The organism is Clostridiales bacterium FE2011, from assembly GCA_017569305.1.
In the GTDB taxonomy this organism is placed as follows: Bacteria; Bacillota; Clostridia; order Christensenellales; family Aristaeellaceae; genus Aristaeella.
Window position 1 is genome coordinate 2,889,029 of sequence record CP069418.1, and the last position, 21,179, is coordinate 2,910,207.

The 21,179-nt window shown below is 51.2% G+C and carries 19 protein-coding genes; 15 read left to right on the plus strand and 4 right to left on the minus strand.

Annotated features, from left to right (window positions below):
- The first annotated feature begins 3 nt into the window (after positions 1 to 3).
- From JRC49_12970 to JRC49_13015, 10 genes are all read left to right on the plus strand, one after another.
- A complete protein-coding gene (locus JRC49_12970; GenBank protein QTE70695.1) occupies positions 4 to 2,517 on the plus strand; it encodes a lantibiotic dehydratase in 2,514 nt (837 codons plus the stop codon).
- Between the two features lie 22 nt (positions 2,518 to 2,539).
- Positions 2,540 to 3,619 (plus strand): hypothetical protein, encoded by a 1,080-nt coding sequence (locus tag JRC49_12975; protein QTE70696.1) that lies wholly within the window; start codon positions 2,540 to 2,542, stop codon positions 3,617 to 3,619.
- Positions 3,620 to 3,622: 3 nt separating this feature from the next.
- A complete protein-coding gene (locus JRC49_12980) occupies positions 3,623 to 5,200 on the plus strand; it encodes a hypothetical protein (protein QTE70697.1) in 1,578 nt (525 codons plus the stop codon).
- Between the two features lie 28 nt (positions 5,201 to 5,228).
- Positions 5,229 to 6,965, plus strand: coding sequence for a YcaO-like family protein (locus tag JRC49_12985; GenBank protein ID QTE70698.1), 1,737 nt, complete (start codon positions 5,229 to 5,231; stop codon positions 6,963 to 6,965).
- Positions 6,966 to 6,980: 15 nt separating this feature from the next.
- Positions 6,981 to 8,264: a hypothetical protein gene (locus JRC49_12990; GenBank protein QTE70699.1), complete on the plus strand. Its 1,284-nt coding sequence runs from the start codon at positions 6,981 to 6,983 to the stop codon at positions 8,262 to 8,264.
- 20 nt (positions 8,265 to 8,284) lie between these two features.
- Positions 8,285 to 9,148, plus strand: a complete 864-nt coding sequence (locus tag JRC49_12995; protein ID QTE70700.1) for a thiopeptide-type bacteriocin biosynthesis protein — start codon at positions 8,285 to 8,287, stop codon at positions 9,146 to 9,148.
- Position 9,149: 1 nt separating this feature from the next.
- Entirely contained in the window at positions 9,150 to 9,935 is a 786-nt protein-coding gene (locus tag JRC49_13000) for a SagB/ThcOx family dehydrogenase (protein QTE70701.1), read from the plus strand.
- 20 nt (positions 9,936 to 9,955) lie between these two features.
- Positions 9,956 to 10,939 (plus strand): hypothetical protein, encoded by a 984-nt coding sequence (locus JRC49_13005; protein ID QTE70702.1) that lies wholly within the window; start codon positions 9,956 to 9,958, stop codon positions 10,937 to 10,939.
- Between the two features lie 160 nt (positions 10,940 to 11,099).
- Positions 11,100 to 11,480 (plus strand): TnpV protein, encoded by a 381-nt coding sequence (locus tag JRC49_13010; GenBank protein ID QTE70703.1) that lies wholly within the window; start codon positions 11,100 to 11,102, stop codon positions 11,478 to 11,480.
- A gap of 382 nt (positions 11,481 to 11,862) precedes the next feature.
- Entirely contained in the window at positions 11,863 to 12,120 is a 258-nt protein-coding gene (locus JRC49_13015; GenBank protein ID QTE70704.1) for a hypothetical protein, read from the plus strand.
- A gap of 2 nt (positions 12,121 to 12,122) precedes the next feature.
- Here the strand turns inward: JRC49_13015 and JRC49_13020 are convergent, their stop codons facing one another.
- Positions 12,123 to 12,719 (minus strand): hypothetical protein, encoded by a 597-nt coding sequence (locus JRC49_13020; GenBank protein ID QTE70705.1) that lies wholly within the window; start codon positions 12,717 to 12,719, stop codon positions 12,123 to 12,125.
- Entirely contained in the window at positions 12,716 to 13,633 is a 918-nt protein-coding gene (locus JRC49_13025; protein ID QTE70706.1) for a DegV family protein, read from the minus strand. Before JRC49_13025 ends, JRC49_13020 begins: the two co-directional genes overlap by 4 nt.
- 120 nt (positions 13,634 to 13,753) lie before the next feature.
- On the opposite strand from JRC49_13025, the gene JRC49_13030 reads away from it, so the two are divergent.
- Together JRC49_13030 and JRC49_13035 are read left to right on the plus strand one after the other, a co-directional pair.
- Positions 13,754 to 14,317 (plus strand): hypothetical protein, encoded by a 564-nt coding sequence (locus JRC49_13030; GenBank protein QTE70707.1) that lies wholly within the window; start codon positions 13,754 to 13,756, stop codon positions 14,315 to 14,317.
- 80 nt (positions 14,318 to 14,397) lie between these two features.
- Positions 14,398 to 14,679: a hypothetical protein gene (locus JRC49_13035; protein ID QTE70708.1), complete on the plus strand. Its 282-nt coding sequence runs from the start codon at positions 14,398 to 14,400 to the stop codon at positions 14,677 to 14,679.
- A 478-nt stretch (positions 14,680 to 15,157) separates the two neighbouring features.
- Here JRC49_13035 and JRC49_13040 read toward each other — a convergent pair whose 3' ends face one another.
- Complete coding sequence (locus tag JRC49_13040; GenBank protein QTE70709.1) at positions 15,158 to 15,745, minus strand: helix-turn-helix transcriptional regulator; 588 nt, start codon at positions 15,743 to 15,745, stop codon at positions 15,158 to 15,160.
- A gap of 232 nt (positions 15,746 to 15,977) precedes the next feature.
- On the opposite strand from JRC49_13040, the gene JRC49_13045 reads away from it, so the two are divergent.
- Together JRC49_13045 and JRC49_13050 are read left to right on the plus strand one after the other, a co-directional pair.
- The gene (locus JRC49_13045) at positions 15,978 to 16,262 is read left to right on the plus strand and encodes a hypothetical protein (GenBank protein QTE70710.1); all 285 of its coding nucleotides are present in this window, start codon (positions 15,978 to 15,980) and stop codon (positions 16,260 to 16,262) included.
- Complete coding sequence (locus JRC49_13050) at positions 16,259 to 17,983, plus strand: DUF4368 domain-containing protein (protein QTE70711.1); 1,725 nt, start codon at positions 16,259 to 16,261, stop codon at positions 17,981 to 17,983. Before JRC49_13045 ends, JRC49_13050 begins: the two co-directional genes overlap by 4 nt.
- A 339-nt stretch (positions 17,984 to 18,322) precedes the next feature.
- Here JRC49_13050 and JRC49_13055 read toward each other — a convergent pair whose 3' ends face one another.
- Positions 18,323 to 18,898, minus strand: a complete 576-nt coding sequence (locus tag JRC49_13055) for a TetR/AcrR family transcriptional regulator (GenBank protein QTE70712.1) — start codon at positions 18,896 to 18,898, stop codon at positions 18,323 to 18,325.
- A 192-nt stretch (positions 18,899 to 19,090) separates the two neighbouring features.
- Here JRC49_13055 and JRC49_13060 point away from each other — a divergent pair, with 192 nt between their 5' ends.
- Positions 19,091 to 21,160 carry an MMPL family transporter gene (locus JRC49_13060; GenBank protein ID QTE70713.1) on the plus strand — a complete coding sequence of 690 codons (2,070 nt, stop codon included), beginning with the start codon at positions 19,091 to 19,093 and terminating at the stop codon, positions 21,158 to 21,160.
- The last annotated feature ends 19 nt before the right edge of the window (positions 21,161 to 21,179 follow it).

The window sequence follows — 21,179 nt, forward strand, 5'->3', positions numbered from 1 at the left end:
GAGATGGACGGCGTGAAACTGTTTCCTTACTTTCTGGAACGGAGCACGAACGTGCCCAAGGCAGCACTGAAGGCGATTGAGTGTCCGGAACTGCCGGAGGCGGCAAAGGCATACCGGACTGCCGTATTGCAGCTGCAGGCCGTGGGAGCGGAAGGAATTCAAACCCTGGAACATGCTTACAGCCTGTGCCAGAATCCGGACTACCTGAAAGCAAAGCGGAAGATGATGGCCGGAAAGACTGTAACCAACGGGGAGAAATTCGAGGGAAGTGAGTATGAAGACCTGATCAACCGGTATAACCGGCAGGTCGAAGAAACCCAGCGTGCGGAAGGTAATTACAGGACTCTTTTCACAGAATGCCTGGACAGAAACAGAGACGCCATGCGGAGCTTTTTCGCGGACAATCCCTATGTGCTGAAAACGCTGCCGCTGATCAACAAGGACTTCATCTTTAAGCTGAACAAATACCTGGACGTGCCTGTGAAACAGCACAATGCAGATATACGCAAACTGGATCATCAACTGATCCGCCTGTTTACCCGGGCAACAATGAAGACGAGTCCCTTCAGTTTCCTGACCTCAGTATGCCTGTATGATCCGGAAACCGGGGACCAGGAAAAGGGAGAAGGATTGCGCTCCATCTGCGAAGCAAACAACTATATCATCAAGGCTGTATATGATTTTATCCTGGGAAAGCCGCACTTTGCCTGCCAGGTGAGCTACCGGCTGAATGCCCATCAGAATTACGGGGACAGCTGCATATTCCTGTACCAGAGGGACTATGAAAAGGGCAAGGTTTACAAGACGGTGGACGGCTCAGTGAGACTGGCACGGAAGGGTATCATCGAACTGATCTGCGAGCAGTTTGGCAACCGTGTGTTCCGGTATGAAGAATTGCTTGGCCTGCTGATGGAAAACGGGATGGAGGAGGAAAGAGCCACAGAGTTCATCCAGGATAAACTGATCCGGAATCATGTGCTGACGCCTCATGTCTGTATTGACGATACGAAAGAAAACATTTTCCGCGAGTTTGAGGAGAAGACCGCCCCCCTGACGGACGACGAGGCAGGTACGCTGGCGAAGGTCCGGGACAGGGTAATGGAATACGAAAAGCTGGTAAAGGAGTTCCGGGACGCCGACTGGCGCGGACGCTTCAGCGCAGTGGAAAAAATGGACCGGCTGGTGGCCGAAATAGAGGAAGTACTGGACAGAAAATTTGTTCACAATATCCAGGTATACGAGGACAGCGTATACGACCGGCCGAAGAAACCGCTGACAGCAGCGGAACTGAAGGACAGAGAGCTGGAAAAACTGCAGAAGTACTTCCAGATTTTTGACCAGAGTGTGCTGGGCTATGTACTGTTCAGCGAAATGTTCCTGGAAAAGTACGGGGAGCAGAAAGTGCCGGCGGATGACCTGGACGTTTACAAGCTGTTTGTGGAAGCAGCAACGAAGCTGACGGGCATCTGGATGGACAACTTCAGTGCGATCAGCTTTAAGACAGGAGAGAAGATCCGGACCATCACCGCAATGAAGAAGGAGATGTATGCCGAGATCCTGGGACGGAAGGACCGGAAAGAACCGCAGGATTTGAGGGAGTTCATCGACGCGGAGGTGGCAAAACACCCGGAGATATTTGATGCGGATATTGACAGTGCTACTTTCTATCTGCAAAAAGCGGAAAAGGAAGGAGACCTGGTAATCAATAAGGTGTACAAGGGACAGCTGCTGTTCTTTGTACGATTCCTGAAGCTGTTTGAAGAAGACAGCGGAAAAATAAAAGATTACTGCCGCTATGCTTTCGGGACGAACCCGGCGGAGATCACGGAGAGCTTTGGATTTAACGCCAATGTACACCGGCGTATTTTTGATAAGCGGCTGGTCCTGAACCTGACGGACCAGAATGACGCTACAGAGGGAGATATCCCGATTGGTGAGTGCTACTTCTACTATGATCCGGAGAAGAAACTGGTGAAGCTGGGGCATGAAACCCTGGGCGAAGTAAACGGTGTTTTCCTGGGAAGCCTGGCGATCAACCTGATGCCGATCCCGCTGCGGACGGTGAACGGTATGCAGCCATCCACCCGGTTTGATCCTTCGTACCTGAACCTGTGGGAGAAGGACAAAAATGAAGGCCTGATCGCGGATCATATTCCGCGTACAAAGTACGGCAAGCTGGTGTTCATCCGGGAACAGTATCTGCTGAACAGCATTTATGACCTGAAAAAACCGGCAGATGAGCTGTACCTGGAAATCCTGGCAGATTTTGAAAAAGCAGGACTTCCGAAGCGGTTTTTTATCCGGCCTTACATTAACGGAGCAGATTTTGACTTTTATAACATGGGCCGGACGGCGTTGAAACCGCAGTATATCGACCTGGACAGCCCGCTGCTGTTCCAGGAGCTGCTGAGGGAAATGGAAAACCAGAAGCAGTTTGTGCTGGAGGAAATCTATCCGGACAATCCGGAAGACGAATATATCTGTGAATATCAGGCAGAACAGACACTGTACCGGTAAGAGAGACGAAAGGAAGAGCAACATGGACAAACTGACGGGGTTCCGGAAGATGAACATCTACTTTTTCGGAAACGAGGAGGAAAAAAGGGCGTTCTATCTGGACTGCATCTGCCCATTTATGGAGGAGAACAGGAAAGGACAGTATTATGCCACCCGGGAATGGAACGGAGGCCCGAACGTTGAGGTCGTGTATGCCGGCAACGAGATAGACCGTAACACACTGCGCCGGGCTGTCAGGCATTATTGCCGGGAACAGGAACTCCAGTGGACACCGGAACAGATCCAGGCCAATCTGGCGAGCTATAAAAAGAACCAGGAGACCCTGCTGAAGATGGAAAGAAAGAACCGTGTGCCGATAAGCGCACGGAACCACCTGAAGATAGTCCAGGGGGCACCGGACGCTGATTACTATCACAGGATGTATAACTCCTCAGAACACGTGAAGCTGCACTTTGAAAGCAAATTTCTGCTTCAGCCCCTGATTGAAGAGTCGCTGCGAACGGTGCGTGATAAAAAAGGAATGCTGCAACTGGGCATGAAGCTGTTCCGGATGACGATGCTGCTTTTTGACCAGGGAGAGAAATATGCCAGCATGGTGTACTTTTCCAACATCGAGGGATTTTTCGGAATTGCCAGGCAATACAGAAAGGAAGAAAGCTTCCGAAAGTATTTTGAATCAGAATATCGGAAGTATGACCTGGCACACTTTGACACGATGCAGCTGCCGGGGAACCTGGAAGAACGATATGCACAGGCCTGGAAGCAGATCTACGCAAAATGCGCTGAACTGGCGGAAAAAGGTCAGTTTTCGGAGGAAGGATACTGGAAGCTGAAAGACCAGGAGACACAGATGCAAAGCAACATCCGAGACCTGGACAGCCCGTTTCACCAGGCACTCCGAAAGGATCAGCACCTTCATGAGATGGTGAGCGGGAAGATTCACCTGACATTCCGGTCTGTGACGAATATCCTGTACAACCTGATGCCGGCGCTGAACATCTCGTTCCTGGAAAAGAACCTGTGCTGTTATGGGATTGTACGTTACATAACGGAGAAATATAACACAAGCTGGCAGGAGATTATGGCAGAAAGGGTGATATAAGACATGAAGCTGACGTATGCGAGGAACTGCGACATTTATTATGACGCCCGGGAGGCAGCCATTGTGCTGGCGAAGCGCGGGAAGCACTTTCTGCTGAAACGGCCGCGGGAAGACATGGAGACAATCCGGGACGTTATGCGGCTGTGCGGCGGAGGCTGTGAGATTGAGCAGGCTTTCGACATGATCCCGGAAGAAAAAAGGGGACAGTATTACGCGTTTGCCAAGCTGCTGTGGCAGAAACGGATCCTGGTGGAGGATACCGGGGATGGCCAGAAACTGAGTCCGGATATCCTGGATCTGCTGAGAAGCAATTATGACGCAGATCCGGAACTGATCCGGTACTGGACGGAGACAGAAGTGCTGTTTGCCGGCCTGGAGAGGATCCGGAAAGCGATGATGGAATACGGCATCGCCTGCGGGAACTATGAAGCACCTCCTGAGGACAACGGCGAGAAACTTTATATCGGTGACTTCTCCGCAGAAGAGTGCCGGAAAATACTGGACGGAAAGAACGCGGCAGTGCTGGTTCGGGAGAGCGAAGGAACGACCTACATGCTGTATATGAACCGGTTTGACGTGGAGAAATATGACCGTTTTCGGACGTTTGAATGGAAAGAAAACAGCCGCTTTTATGCCAAGGAGAAGATGATTCCGATTCACCTGTTTATGCACTGCTGTGGATGCAGGCGGAACAGCGGGGCTCCGGAACTGCTGTGCCTGGCAGGAGACGGGACGATTCAGCTTTTCTCCATCGGCAGCCTGTACACGGAGACGGCAACCTACTATAACCGGGAACTGACGCCGAGAAGAACCACACGGGAAGCACTGCTGAAAATGGAGGAACTGGCAGAACGGGCGCCCTGGCTGGTGGAGGCCTGCAACCGGGACAACCTGAAGACCCGGCAAAGCCCGGTGTGCAATTATGAAGTTGTGTTCGGCAGCGACTTCAGCGGGAAGAGCTATACGGCATATCACGAGGACTATGAATCCGCCGGAATCAAAGCCTTCTGCGAAGGCCTGGAGAAGCTGCTGAAGGATGCGACCGGGAGCATATGGTGCTGCGGAAGCAGTAAAGAAGACTATTACGCCAAGGGCTATATTTCCCTTCTGGAAAAGAGAAACAGGTGCTTTGAAGTAACGGAGCTGCCGGAAGAGGCTGACGGAAGACAAAAGTTCCTGGAAGAAATGACGGGGGACCGGGTGAAGGTGTACTGGCGTCCGTCACCGGCGGAGGGCATCGGGGGAATTATCCTGTGCGGCGGAGACGGCGGCATCCTGTATGACGGGCCCTACGGTTATAACCCGGAAAAGAATCTGATGGAAGCCATCTGGCAAGTGACGGGCGAGGTCCAGAACGGGAAGAAGACAGACCGTCCCGGCCGGCGGAAGCTGGCGGCGGAATATGACATAGCCGAGGAAAGCCAGGCATTGCCCGCCGGGAAAAACGCGGAGGACACGATGCGGGAACTGCAGGGTTTCTTCGGCGCAAAAGGCAGGATCATTGATGAAAAGATCTGGGCGTACCAGATCCAGATCCAGGATACGGGAATGCATGTTGGCAAATTCTACTTTGTAAAGTGAGACAAAACGGCTCGGGGAGGAATGAAAGATGGCACGGGAAGCAACATTAACCGTGGAAACAATGGAAAGGGAAAACACCCGGGATATTCCAATCAGGATAACGGCTTCCTATATTTTCGCAGGGCCCGCAGTTCAGCCCGGAAAAGACTGCTTCCAGTGTTTCCGCCGGAGCCTGGAGGACAACGAAAGCTACCTGGCCGGCATCCTGCAGAATGGAACGGAGGACCGGGACGGGCTGAATGATTTTGAGCTTGAGTGCCTGGAGAGCCTGGACCGGGAGGAGCTGGAACAGAAAGTAGCGCTGATTTCCCGGAAGGATTACACGGTAGAGTACCTGCCGGTTCATTGCCATCCGCTCGCGCAGTGCGCGGAGGGAAAGGAAGCTGCGGATATTCCGCAGATTGACTGGAATTACCGGCTGGATACGGAGAAACGTGCCAAAAAGGGAAGCGATATCTTCAACGAGGAACACAACGGGATGCTGATCAGCCCCCACAGCGGCATCGGCGGGAAGATTATCCGGGATTCAGACAGCCGGATTATCCCCATGTACTATGTGAAAAGCCATATGATCACGAACAAGTACTACTCATATGGCCGGTCAGAAACGCTGGAAGTTTCACGCATGTCCGCAGAATTTGAAATGCTGGAAAGGTACGCTTCCATTGTGCCACATACAAAGCCCGAACTGGCGGGAAGCTTCCGGGAACTGGTGAACGCGGGTTACCGGATGATTTCACCGGAACAGCTGAGCATGAACACGGTAAATGATGAGGTGAAGGAACAGTATGGATTCGATACCTTTTCTGAAGACAAGAGTTACCGCTGGCGCAGGGTGGTTAACCTGGCAGACGGACTGGATTATTATCTGCCGGAGCAGGTGATGTATTACGACGCACAGATGGTGAGCGGAGAAAAACGCTTCATGTATGAAACCTCCAACGGCTGTGCCATGGGCGGGACATATGAAGAAGCAGTTGTATACGCGATGCTGGAACTGGTGGAGAGGGACGCGTTCATGATGCATTGGTATAACCGGATTGCGCCGAAGCAGCTGGATATTTCCGGGGTAAAGAACGATTACCTGCGGGACGTGGTACGGTATATGACCTGTATCGGATACGAGATCCGGGTAATGGATATCACCATGGAGACCGGGATACCGGCAATCTGGGTAGCGGCGATTGACAGAAACTACCACGGAAAGATGAAATGCTACAACGCGGCCGGTGCCCACATCAACCCGGAAAAGGCGCTGGAGGGCGCCCTGGTGGAAGTGGCCACGAGCATCGGTATCTATGACCGGATGATCAGGAGCGGCAGACTGGATGAACAGCTGGAGAAGCTTAAGGGACATCCGGAAGCTGTAATCGGGATTGAGGATCATGTGTTCTTCTACGCGCTGGAGGAGAATTTCCACAATATTGAGCCTTACTACCTGAACGAGCAGAAGGTGGATTTCACAGAACGGTTCCGGGACTGGTACGGAAGGGAAGACCGTACCTTCACGCTGGAACAGTTTGCTGAACGCTTCCGGAAATATCATCGGGATATCTATGTCGGGGTACTGGAAAGCAAAGTAAACCGGGAGCTGGGACTGTGGTGCGTGAAGGCGGTGGTTCCATCCATGCTGACCATGACCTTCGGAGTGAAGAACCAGCGGCTGAACCTGGACAGGATCCGGAAGGGCGCTGTGGCGGCAGGTATCGCGGACCGGGAAATTCCGGAAGAGGAGATCAACGTGACACCGCATCCTTTTCCGTAAAAAAAGGAAATGACAATGGAACTGTTTGACAGGCTGACCCGCTATCGGTATGACTGGCCGAACCGGTACTCTTCGGTAAAGTTTATTGACTATATGATTACAGACCTGGAGGAAGGTGCGGAAGAGATGCTGCCGGAGGAACCGGCGGATATCTGCAGGATTATCCGGAAGATTTTCGGTTACTCACGGTATGAGCCGACGAACCCCTACGGGTTTCACAAAAGGGTTCCCGCGGCCAGGAATATACATGCCAATGAAGCGTTCCTGATCCGGGACGGAATCATCAGCAGGTATAACTGCAAGCGGGACGCGTTTGAGCGGGTTGGCTTCAGCCCGGAGGAAAAGGGCAGGTGCCGCCTGATCGTGGCTGCGGAACTGTGGCGGCTGATGAAGTACTATGGAGAATTCGGCCTGGCGCTGCCGCTGCTGGATGCAGGACATATCCTGGCAGACCTGAGGACAGAACTGGAAACTGCAGGGAGAACGGAGGTTATGATCCGGTATGGCGCAGCGGAACAGGAGGAATACGCCAGGCTGGGGCTGAGCCCCAAATGTCACATGATTACGCTGGAAGCGGATTTGGGGAATATCCATTCCGCCAAGAAACCGGAGAGCAGCAGACGGTTCCGGCGGATCATGAACTATGACGAGGAAGTATCCGTCTATGATGCGGCAAAACAGCTTCTGGCGAGTAAAAACGGATTCCGTTCCAGAAAACTGAGAATGGACAGGAAGCAGCCGGAACCTTTTACAGAAACCGGGGAGAGGGAATCCGCCCATAACCATATCGGCGTATGCAGCCTGGAAAGGACGATTCCGGAGGAAAGAGCCAAGCGGTACCTGGAAGAGCTGGAAACATACATGAACCATTACATGGACGATACGGACAGGTTCCGGGTGCATATGCTGTACACAACGAAAGAAGGCCAGCGCCTGCGGCGGATTGAAAGTGGAAAAGCCGGAGAAACTGAAACCACAGCAATTGAAAAGGAACAACTGCTGCATGACACCGCGAGAATGATCGATATGGAGAGCATGCCGGTGATCCTGTATATCTCCTATCTGTATGATGAAGCGCTGACAGAGCAGGAAAACATTTACAACGCGCATATCGGGGCGGCTGAAATCTGTCATTGGTTTTCACTGAACGGGTGTGCAGACGGATACTTCGGCCGGCCGATGCGGAACCTGAATGATGACTACCTGGAGAAAACGCTTCAGGCGCAGAAAAAGGAGCGGTTTATCTACAGCCTGATTATGGGGAAAGCAAATACGCGGAATTACGTATACAGACTGTGATCAGAAAAGGAAGCAGAACGATGGAATGGAACGCGACTCACTTTTTCATCCATGACAGTACCACCCACAACCGGTTCCTGGTGGATTTTTTCAAGCCGGAGATTGAGAAGCTGGAAAGAGACGGAATCCTGGCACAGTATTTTTACATTGTGTACTGGCAGGGCGGAAACCATATCCGCTTCCGGTATAAAAGTACAGAACCGGAAACAGTGGAAAGACGGATGACCGCAGGCTTTGAAAACTTCCTCGAGAGTTATGAGCCGCACTACGTGCTGTCGGAAAAAGACTATTACGCGATATACAGCCATAACAAGGAAAAGGTGGAGGACATCACATTCATTCCGGACAGGAGCATCCGCAGGATACCGTATGAGCCTGAAACAGACCGCTACGGCGGGCCGGAAAGCCTGAAGCATTGTGAAAAGATCTTTTCCCTGTCATCGAAGTACGCACTGCAGATCAGGGAACAGGCCGGGGATAGTATGATCAGACGGATTATCGGAGCCCTGGATATGTTCGCACTGGCGATTAAAGGCCTGGAGAACCCAAGGGGCTTCCTGTCCGGGTACCGTCAGTACTGGTCAGGGTTTGCGCCAGGTGATGGGAAGAAACTCCTGTCCGTGGATGAACTCAGCGTGAAATACAGGGAACATTTCAGGGAACTGATGAGGAAGGCGGGGGAGTTTTATTCTGAGTGGGAGTCCGGAATCCGGGAAGGCATACGGAAAGCCTGCGCATGCCAGACTGCCTATCCGGATGAGAATACAGCCAGGCACCTGATACTGGCTTCCCAGATCCATATGACCAACAACAGACTTGGCATTGTGCCACAACTGGAGGCTGTGCTGGCAGAGGTGCTGCTGAACGTGTGCGAGGAGAGCTGAAATGGAAGCAACAATATGGGACTTCAGAGAGCAGGCGGACAGAAAAGCGGAGACCTATGAGTTTTACCATCTGAACTCGGAGCATACTCCCAGGACACAGAGCTTTAATGCACCCAAGATGGATTACAAACTGCCGGAAAAACGGGAAGAAGAACGGGAAATCGTCTGGACAGTGCCGTATCTGGAAGATATCCCGGATGACGGGTTCACGCTGAAGGATGCGTTGATGAAACGGAGGACATCCTGGGATTTCCGGAGAGATGTCCTGACAGACGCGGAACTGGAAAAGTACCTGGCTTATTCCTTTGGAATCAATGACAGGGAACAGAACCTGAAGACCTATCCATCCGGGGGACGGCTTTATCCTGTTGAGATCTACCTGATTCCCACAGAGAAAACGGTTGGGGAAAACAGGATTTTTGCCGGGAGTTACTGCCTGAAATACAACGTGCGTACCCGAAACCTGGAGAAACAGGCACTTTCAGATACGGGGAAGGTGGATTCACTGATCTCCTCGACAGATATTGGCCCGTTTACTTTCTCGAAAGCACAGTTTCTCGTATGCCTGGTGGGAAATCCGGAAGTGATGAAGAAAAAGTACCACGCGCTGACATACCGGCTGATGCATGATGAATGCGGACACATCGGCCAGAACATGATGCTGGCAGCGGGAATGATGAACCTGAACACTGTTCCGTTAGGCGGGTTCTTTGAAGATCGGATCAGGGAAATGCTTGAGATCCGGCATACGCCGAAAAGAGTGCTGTACGTTTTTGTGGTGGGATAAACAAGAGGGGAGAGACGGCAATGAATGAACTGTCCGTTGTGAGGCTGAAAGACGATTATGTATTCTTTCAGGAGGACGAGTATATCTGCGTATACCGGAAAAGTACCAAGCTGGTCATGCTGAAACTGAAGGCGGGAAAGAATGCCTGGAACGACGCTGTAAAGGAAGACCTGAACAGGCCGCATCAGGTGCAGTGGCTGGCAAAACAGCCATACTGGAACTGGCTTGGTCTCCTGATGCTGAAATACCAGGACCTTTTTGAGGAACTGAGCGAGGCGGAAACAGACCGGGCAGTACAAAAATCAGATTTTTTCTCGGTTGTCAATCCGACTCACTTTGCAGAGGGCTTCCAGGCGGACACTTCGTTCCGGCAGACAAAGATTTACCTGTGGGGCGTTACGGCGCTGAACATGCTGCTGTATGAAACCCTGAAGGAAACCATTCCGGCAGCCTGTGTGATCCGGAAAGAAGAGGACCTGGCGGATGTGAACAGCTTTGCTGGCCTGGACGGAGAGAAACGGATGGAGGCGGCCATCCCGGAAGAACAGATCATTGCAGAAAAGGATATGACAGAACGAAGCGTGGGACAGGATGACCTGTTCCTGATTGACGGAACAGGACTGGACGCGGACCGGCTGGCAGAGATCAATGATTTTATTGTTGAACGCAAAGCTGTGGCATTATTTTATAACAGTACAAACAAGGCAGCTGTGATCGGGCCCCTTGTGATTGGCGGGGAAAGCGCATGCCTGCGGTGCATGCAGAGCCAGGATGTCCTGACGGAGTATTATCCGGGAGAAAACAGCTTCCTGGACCAGGCGGTCTGGCATCTGTTTGCCTTCTTTATCATCCGTACCCTGTACTACATCAAGGACAGGAACCTGTACTACCTGCTTTCGGACGCACAGATTCCGATCAACAAGGTGATGACGATTTCCCGGGACGATATTACGGCGAAAATGAAGTACCTGCACAGGGACGTTTCCTGCGCATGCTGCAAATAATCCCGGGAAGGGATCCTATTCCCGAACAGGAAATAAAAAGACCTGTGAACGTTGCATTCATTGTCATAAGGAACTAATCATCCAACCTCAACACAACAAGTCGGCAACTGTAGTGCTTAACCTATTTCACACTAAACGACCACACATGAAGGAGGAAACGATGATGAAGTCCCTATATGAAGAACTTGGTGGCGCCTACACTCTTGGTAATGATGGCATGTTGTACCCTGATTTGGTAATCGGCGATAAAGAGCAGCGTCCTATTGGAAAATGGGGCAGGATGCACATGAACTACCTCGAGGCGGAACATCCGGGGCTGTATGAGCGGCTAATTCTGAATGGTACAATTCACAGGCACTTGGCTGATGCAAACGAGCGAGCAACAGCCATGCTGGAAAGGCTGATTGCTCAGATGGCTGCGCAGGAGGGTGCTACGGAGCGCCTGAAGGCAGAGCAGCCGATTGAATGGGTAGGCAGAATGAACAGCATCCGCAGCAGAGCAGAAGAGGTCATCCTGCATGACGTCATTCTAACCTTATAACCACAACATGCCGGCACGGCCATCAAGGTTGTGCCGGCATAATTATGGCGATATTTTTCTGTAAAATTTATCTGGAGTGTTTTAGCAATTTAAATTCGTACGATATATTGTATCTGATTTGACTTGTAAATACAATATATAGTATATTCTTCACCGATTTTCGATTCTAAGGAGCTGAAACTCAAGCGAACGAGGATTTGTTCATCTGGATGGTGCAAAATCGATTTCAGAGGGAAATTGGGAGTATTGATCTTGATTCATACATGGCAATCCGCATTGGACCTTTGCCGTCATCTTTCACCGCTATCCGTTCATCTATGCCAATGCCGCCGTTGACATCACGGTCACCACATCCGGGACGATCATCACGAATCCGGGAAGCGTGTATTCCGAGCCTATCCTGACGGTTACAGGCTCCGGAGACATTACGCTCATGGTGGGCACGACCATAGTAGAACTGGAAAATATCTCCGGGAGCATCGTCCTCGACTGTGCCCTGCAGGAAGCCTATCAGGGCAGCACCCTGATGAACGACCACATGACCGGAGAATTCCCAGTGCTGAAGCCGGGAGCGAATGCCATCAGCTGGGCAGGAACGGTGACAAAGGTGGTCATCCAGCCAAATTGGCGATATCTATAATGTCACTTACCAAGCAGATATGATAAAATGACGAATGCCAACAACGACGCTACGCCTCCGCCAACAATCTGCATTATAGTGTGTCTGTTCGTTTTTAAACTTGCAATGGCAACAAGCACTAAAATGATGCAACCGATGGGAAATGCTGGCCATAAACCATTTTGAATCAATAATAGCATAGGCCCGAATACGCCGCAGATATGTCCGCTGATTTTCAGTTGAAAAGCTTTGTTGAACAGGATGATTATGATTCCACTCAACAGGTATTCAAGGCAGAAAAACCAGATTGAACGTGAAGCATTGCTTAGTGCGCACACAAGAATGGAAAGAATATAGCCTCCAACCGCAAATATCATGGCGAGATATCTTTGCCCAATACGACCTTGATCTTTAAAATGCGGTATGAACCTTTGAAGCGGGTATGCCATTAGCGGCAAGAGACCAAGACAAGCAATCAAAGCCCACAACTGCAGCACGTTTGAAAAAACATTCCTCCTGTGTATCCAAAGCAACGCGAGAGAAGCCATTGCCAGAATGGGTGCAGCCGTCATAATTCGGATGGCTTTCCAAATATCGTTTTTTTGTTCAGCAGATCTCATTCATGTTCACCTTCGTTTTTTGATGAATCATTCATTTGGGGACGTTCATCTCCATAGAAGAATATCGCTACAGTTCCCGGCCCGCAGTGTGAAGCAATAATCGTGCCTATATCACAAATGCGGATATCCCCGTGGATTTTGGGGAAACGTTCCTGGAGGACGGCTTTCATTTGTTCTGCTACAGAAAGACAGTTTGAATGGCATATCCAGCATTTCCCGCTGTACTCTTTCCCTCTGTCAGCATGCTGTTCCATTTCATCCGCTGTGCGCAGAATCGCGTTTTTCTTTGTTCGGACTTTATTGTAAGCAACAATTTTACCATCATAGTCCAGCCGCATGATCGGACAAATGCTAAGCAATGTGCCAATGGCAGCAGCAGGGCCGGAAAGTCTTCCACTGCGGCGATAATAACTGAGCGTGGTTGAGAAAAACTGATGATGCAGTCTTCGGCTATGACATTTGATCCATTCGACAATTTCGTCCAGGTCTTTCCCTGCGTCACGCAGATCCGCAACGTCATCCACCAGCATACCATAACCGGAAGAGGAACAGGTTGTATCAATGACAATAATCCGACGATCCGGATACTTCGCCTGCAGTTTTTCTCCCGCTGCAATTCCATTCAGAATGGATGGCGTCATCCCTGTCCCGAATCCGAGGTGAAGCACATCCCCCTTCTGAAGGAGTCCTTCGAGATATGCCTCATACGCCATCTCTGTAATCTGAGATGTTTTCGGGATCACGCCATCTTCCAGAAAGCGATAAAATTGAGGCATACTGTCGGGATTTCTTCCCATATCATCAGGATACTCCTGATCGTTTACCAGATAGGAGTACTCGATCACAGAGATCTTTCGGGACTGTATGTAAGACCAGGGTAAATCTACCGTGGATTCACAGGAAAGAGTGAACATTGCAAAGCCTCCCTTCGCGCTTCAACAAAGGGATTGTATCATTCGATACTTTGCGCTACAATAGTAGCGCATGTATCTGCTACAGTCATAACAAAATTGTAGCGCATCAGGAGGAATAGCATGTACCATATTCGGGAAGACAAGCGATCAGCACAATCGGCGGAACTCATATATCAGTGTATTCTGAAATTGATGGATCAAAAATCCTATGACCTGATTTCGGTGACTGATATACAGCGTAAATCAGGAATTGCGCGAACTACTTTTTATCGCTGCTTTGACAACATATCTGATGTGTTTCTCTGGAAATGCGATGAAGCATTTCATACTGCTTTCAGCACATACCATCCGCCAGCCTTTCGTGGCGAATTCGATCTGGCTCGGCATTTTGTCAATTACTGGATACAGAATTACAAAATCCTCGAAATACTCATGAGGATCAATCGTCTGGACATCATTTTTACCTGCCACATGAAAAATGCTTATATTCTGGAAGAAAAATACGGCGTTCTTCCTAATTTGCCTCGGGCACATACGGAATACTATGTGTCTGTCAGAACAGGATTCACAATCAGCATCCTGCTTGCCTGGCTGAAAGGCGGCAGAAAGGAAAACGCGGATGAGATTATTGAAATTATCAGAGAACAGTTTTCGGTACTAAAAAACGATATGGACATTCTTTAGTGCATGCTCACACCTAAGATAATCGATCAGTGTCCGAAGAGGACACTTTTTTAAATTCTTCAGGATTGGAGATGATTCCCATGATCTGTGTCTATCCCGCCGACTGCACCGACTTCTCCACCAACGGCAACGGCACCCTGGCTCCGCTGACAGCGACCGTGACGGAAACCCTGAACGGCGAGTATGAACTGGAACTGGTGCATCCCATCGATGAAGCCGGGAAATGGCAGCGGCTGGTGGAGGGCTGCATTCTCCGCGCACCTGTGCCTGCCGCCATGACGCCCCGTGTGAATTTCTCCGCGCCGGGCGACGACAGCAGGACGGAAGTCTGGCGGATCAACACAGACTTCTCCGGTGCATAGACCCGCAAAGGCACACTTCGCCTGCGCTCTGGCCTTGGCACCAAGTACAAAAGCAAGGACAGTTACAAGGCAGTTTTCTTTTTGAAAAGAGCCGCAAGCAATGCAATCCGGGCCGAATTGCAAAAAGCTTGTTGAGGGCTCCGCCCCCAAGCCCCTGAAAACCAGAACTGCGTTCTGTGGTTGTAGTATCTTTCTGCGTCAGATTCGTTTCCGCCAATGGGCAGACATGAAAGAAGCCGTCATGCCGGACTCTTGCGCTTTACACGCAATACTGGCATGGCGGCTTTCTCTTTTCGTGAAGATAACCACAGCGCTTGCGCTGGCTGGCAGGGGCTTGGGGGCGGAGTCTACCAACAAGCTTTTGCAGAAGTTATTAACTCTGCATTGCTTGCCGCTACAGTTTTCCAGCCTGGACAGTGTTACAATTTGGACGGATCACAAATTTGTGATCCGTGCTTTCGCGGCATGACTTCGCTGTTTATGATTCGCCTGAATCAAGGACAGCGTTTTCCTTGCGCCACTTTTTCATAGGCTCACGCTTCCCGCATTCATCGCAAGTGTAAGGCCAGCTGATTTTCCACTCGAAGTATTCTTCCCTTGTAATGGTTCCTGCCTTCAGCTCCTGCTGATGATAAAGCCATTCCCGGAAGAATCCATTCATCAAATTGTTGTCGATCCACAATCCACACGGAGAATGAGCAGGCCAGGAATCGCCATCGTGATAATAAATGTTTGCATCATCCGTGGCTTCGGAATCATAATCGGTGAGTTCAGTTCGCTGCATCTGAAACGCATGGAACATGCCGGGATGCTCTTCCTCCAACCAGAAAAACATCATCATCAGTTCTTCGACATTCTGCCCAGTCACGTCCATGAGCGCCAGCGGATTGCAATCCAAAACCTCCGCCATTGTCTTCAGCAGTTTCGGTGAAGGAACACGATAGCCGGACTCATACTGTGCAATTCTCGGCGCTGTGTTTTCGCCTAAACCGACCATAATGGCAAACTCCGGCTGGTTGTATCCACGAAACTTGCGGATGCGCTTCAGCTTCTCTCCGGTCTTCATGTGATCCTCCGATCCTGATGTAAAGATGACTTGCGCGGCTTACGATGAAATCGTTTGTAGCTCCATGTGCATTATACAGGCGAACCAAAATCTCGTCAAGGAAAATTTATCATATTTGCGAAATGCTTGTTGACAGACTTCTTTTGATGTGATACTATGTATTTAGCAAATATGCGAAACTACTTTTAAGAAGGTTTTTATCGAACGCATGCGCTACACTATCCCCCAAGAAATGGACTACGAGTATCTCAATGACCTGATCGCTTCCGGCTATGAGCCCTTCGATTGGGCAGCTGTCTATGATTATCCGCCCGACATTCCGCCGCCCGAATTGGTGGAAGCCTGGGAGAAAATCTGGTCAGCATACGATACCTTCCATGGCATTATTGAGCGAAAGATCGGCAACACCTGGTACACGATCCTCACCGATTGCGACGGCAAAGAAAGCCTGGATGGCAAGGTTAAACGCCTGATTTTCTCTGAACCTTTACCCCGTATGGAGGCAATTCCCAGATGATGAATTCCCTGAACTATGCTATGATTCCTATGAGCACTACGGTACTGCCGGCTGATTCCCGAAAGGAGGAAAATGATTTGAATCAGCAGCAGATCACCGCGTTATATTGCAGACTCAGCAACGAAGACGACCTGGATGGAGAGTCCAACTCCATCCAAAATCAGAAAGCATTGCTCCAAAAGTATGCTGACGATCACGGCTTCCCCCACACGAGATTCTTCGTGGACGACGGCTATACCGGCACCAACTTCAACCGTCCCGCTATGCAGGAATTACTCTCCCTGGTAGAAGCTGGGCAGATTGGTACGATCATCGTGAAGGACATGAGCCGCTTTGGGAGAGACTATCTGCAAGTGGGTCACTACACCGAGATCGTATTTCCCAGCATGAATGTACGCTTCATCGCCGTGAACGATGGCGTGGATTCCGAGCACGGAGACAGCGATTTCACCCCGGTCCGTAACCTGTTCAACGACTTCTATGCCAAGGACACCAGCCGGAAAGTGCGTGCGGTTATCCGAGCAAAAGGTATGCGTGGCGAGCATCTCAACCGCCCGCCTTACGGATACCTGGAGGATCCGATGCAGAAAGGACACTGGATCACTGATCCGGAAACTGCGCCCGTGGTAAGACACATCTTCGACCTGTCTATGCAGGGCAAGGGGCCGGAGAGCATTGCTGCCTTGTTGGAACGAGAGCAAGTTCTTACCCCAACAGCTATCTATAACAGCCGTCATGGGAAACCTTTGCCTGCTCATCCGTATCGGTGGAAGGACAGCACAACCGCTGAAATTTTGGGACGGATGGAGTACACAGGCTGCACATGCAGCTTCAAGACATACTCCAAATCCTACAAATTGAAGAAGCGAATTGCCAACCATGCGGAGGACATGCACATTACACCTGACACACAGGATCCAATCATTTCAAAAGAGCTGTGGGATCGTGTGCAGGATCTGCGGCAGCAGCGCCACCGGAGTATTCAGCGCGCTGAACGAGAGGGTATGTTCGCGGGTATCACCTTCTGTGCAGACTGTGGAAGACGGATGCACTTTGCAACCTGCAAGGCGTATGAAGGAAGGCAAGATCGTTACTCCTGTTCCGCCTACAAAAGCGGTCGCGGCGAATGCTCCTGCCACTATATCCGGGAGGAAGTGCTGCGAGACATCGTGCTGGAACGGATTCGCGCTGTGACCGCCTATGTCCGGGAGGATGCGGAGGGTTTCCAACAGGAGTGGATGCAATCCACCCGCAAAGCGCAGGACAGCAGCATCCAGCAGAACCGGAAGCAGCTGGCGCAAGCGAAGAAACGCTTGGAGGACATCGACAAGCTGATCTCCCGCCTGTACGAAGATCACGTTCTCGGCACGCTTTCCGATGATCGCTATCAGAAAATGATGGTGGATTATGAAGAAGAGCAGGCACGGCTCAAGACCGAGATCACCGTCATGGAGGAACTGATTGACCAGCAGCAGGAGGACAGCGACAACTACGATCGCTTCGCCGCTCTGGTGGAAAAGTACGTGGACATTCCCGAACTGACCACCGCCATTGTGAATGAATTCATCAAGAAGATCATCGTTCACGAAGCGGACAAGTCCTCTGGTCACCGCAGGCAGACGGTGGAGATCATCTTCAACTTCGTCGGCCAGATCGAAATCCCTATTCTGACCGAGCCGGTCACCCTGGAAGCAACCCCAAAGCAAAGGAAAACCGCGTAGCATCGACTACGCGGTATCCCCAAGGATTAGTTCCTTATGAAAGAAAACCCTTGTGTTCACAGGTCTTTCTATGTAAGCGGAGAAGCCGGGATTTGAACTATATTACTCAATGCTAATTTATTGGGGAACGTAGTAAAATCAATCAATTCAGGGGACAATAGTTTCATTTTCACGCCAAATGTTATAGTTTTATAAGGGTACAGATAAGGATACAATTCTCTGCTTACAAAAGAGGCTGTCAAAGAGACAGTCTGAAACGCCGTATCGGATACGGCGTTTTTGCATGGCAGGGAAGCCGGGGCTGCGCAGGCGGGAAGGAAACGACGCGATGGCGCGGGATCACAGGCTCCCGCGGCGGATCAGAGCGTCGGCCAGTTCGGCCATCTGAACGGCGGGTTCGGCGCAGTTCCGGTTTACCCAGGCGCGGATCAGCCCGGCGGCACCATAGATCACAAAACTGAAGCGGTAATCAAAATCCGCTTCATTTTTTTTGTCCACCGCGGCGGCGTATGGAAATCCGGTGAGACATTTTTCCCGGATCACATCGTACAGGCGGTGCAGGAATTTCATGTCACCGTAGGGGCTGAGCAATACCCGGACAATCTCCTGGTTTTCTTCGATAAAACGGAATACATCCAGCAGGATCGGTTTGGTTTCCTGTCGGGCCGCGTCAGTTTCATGCAGGGCGGCAATGCTGTCCAGGGCCTCAAACATGCTGTCCTCCAGCTTTTCCAGCATGTCGTACACATCCCTGTAATACAGGTAGAAAGTCCCCCGGTTCATATCCGCAAGGCCTGTCAGCTCCTTGACTGTGATCTCCTTGATCTGTTTTTCCTGCATGAGCTGAGTCAGGGCCTGGGTCAGCATCTTTTTGGTGCGCCTCACACGCCGGTCTTCTTTTTTTTGCTCTTCCATGGGTCTCCTTCTTTCCTGAACAATATTGGCTTTTTTGTTGATTATCCGGATGGCGGTTGAACCGGTGTTGATTAACAAACGATCGATAATCAATCTGATTATTGATTTCGATCACGGGGGTCATTATAATTCACGGCGTTGAGAAAGTCAACACGGTGTTCAAAACAAGCACCGAACAGGAGGAAGACAAACATGAAAGGATTTACCAAGGGACTGGTTCAGCACCGGATACTGATCATCATCCTGTGCATTGCGCTGGTGGTGCCGTCTGTGCTGGGCATGGTCCGGACAAAGACCAAATATGACCTGCTGTATTACCTGCCGCAGGACCTGGAGACCGTCCAGGGCCAGGAGATTCTGCTGAAGGATTTCGGCAAGGACGCTTTTTCCCTGCTGGTTACGGAGGGTATGAACCTGAAGGACCAGGCGGATATGGAAAACGCCCTGAAGGAAATACCGCATGTGGACTCCGTCATCGGGTACGCTTCACTGACGAAGGGAACGCTGCCCGTGGAAATCATCCCGGATGATATTCGGGAGAAGTTCCAGCGGGGCGACTGTATGCTTTCTGCCGTCTTCTTTGATGAAGGTTCCTCCTCTGAGGAAACCATGGAAGCTATCAGTCAGGTACGGAAGGTTGCCGGTGAAAAAACTTTTGTGAGCGGCCTTTCTGCGGTCGTGACCGATACCAGGCAGCTGGTGGAGGACCAGGAAGCGATCTATGTCGCCATTGCCGTGGCACTGTGCGCCGTTGTGCTGATGTTGACAATGGACTCGTTCCTGCTGCCGATGATCTTCCTGCTCTGCATTGCCGTTTCCGTTCTGTGGAACATGGGCAGCAATTATTTCCTGGGCGAGATCAGCTATATCACCAAGGCGGTGGCTGCCGTGCTGCAGCTGGCTGTGACGCTGGACTATTCCATTTTCCTGTGGCACAGCTACAAGGAGCAGAAAGCCCTGACGGACGACAAGGATGAAGCCATGGCGAATGCCATCCGGCTGACCTTCACTTCCATCCTGGGCTCCTCCCTGACCACGATCGCCGGCTTTGTGAGCATCTGCTTCATGAGTTTCACCCTGGGCAAAGACCTGGGCATTGTGATGAGCAAGGGCGTAATCCTGGGCGTGCTTGGCACGGTGACGCTGCTGCCCTGTGTGATCCGGGCGCTGGACGGCGCGATCGAAAAAACGAGCCACAAACCGCTGCTGCCTGATGTGAGCGGCATCGGCCGGTTCGTTACGAAACACTATAAAGTGCTGGCTGTGATCCTGCTGGTTATGATCATCCCGGCGTTCTACGGATACCGGAATGTGAATGTCTACTACGATATGAGCAAGGTCATGCCGCCGGAACTGGAGTCTGTCCAGGCCAATAAAAAGCTGGAAGAAACCTTTGATATGTCCACCACGCATCTGCTGCTTGTCGACGCGGATGTATCCCAGAAGGATGTCCGGGACATGACGAAAGAAATGCAGCAGGTGGACGGCGTGAAAAGCGTCATCGGGATTGACAGCCTGCTGGGCGCCGGGATTCCGGAATCGATCCTGCCGGAGGACGTGCTGTCCCTGGTAAAAGGAGACCGGTACCAGCTGATGCTGGTGAACAGCGCTTACGTTATCTCTTCGGATGAAGTGAATGCGCAGATCGACAGCCTGAACGCAATCCTGAAGAAATATGACAAGGGCGGCATGCTGATCGGCGAAGCACCCTGCACGAAGGACCTGATTGCCTGTACGGACCGGGACTTCACGGTTGTCAGCCTGATCTCGATTATCGCGATCTTTGTGATCATCATGCTGGTACAGCGGTCCGTCTCGCTGCCTGTACTGCTGGTGGCAGTGATCGAACTGGCCATTGCGGCCAATCTGTGCATCCCGTATTACCTGAAGCAGGAACTGCCCTTCGTGGGACCAATCCTGATCTCCACCATCCAGCTGGGCGCCACGGTGGACTACGCCATCCTGATGACGACCCGCTACAAGCAGAACCGGCTTGCGGGCAAGGATAAAAAAGAAGCGGTTCAGGACGCTGTCGCTTCCGCCGCGCAGAGCGTGCTGGTCAGCGGCCTGGGCTTCTTTGCGGCCACCTACGGCGTGGGCCTCTATTCCAACGTGGCTATTATCTCCTCCATGTGCAGGCTGATTGCCCGCGGCGCGCTGCTGAGCGTGGCAGTTGTATTGCTGCTCCTGCCGGCGGTACTGCTGATCATGGATAAAGTCATTGTACACACGACAGCCGGAATGAAAAAAGCTGCCTGCTGATTTGGAAAGGAAGGATCAT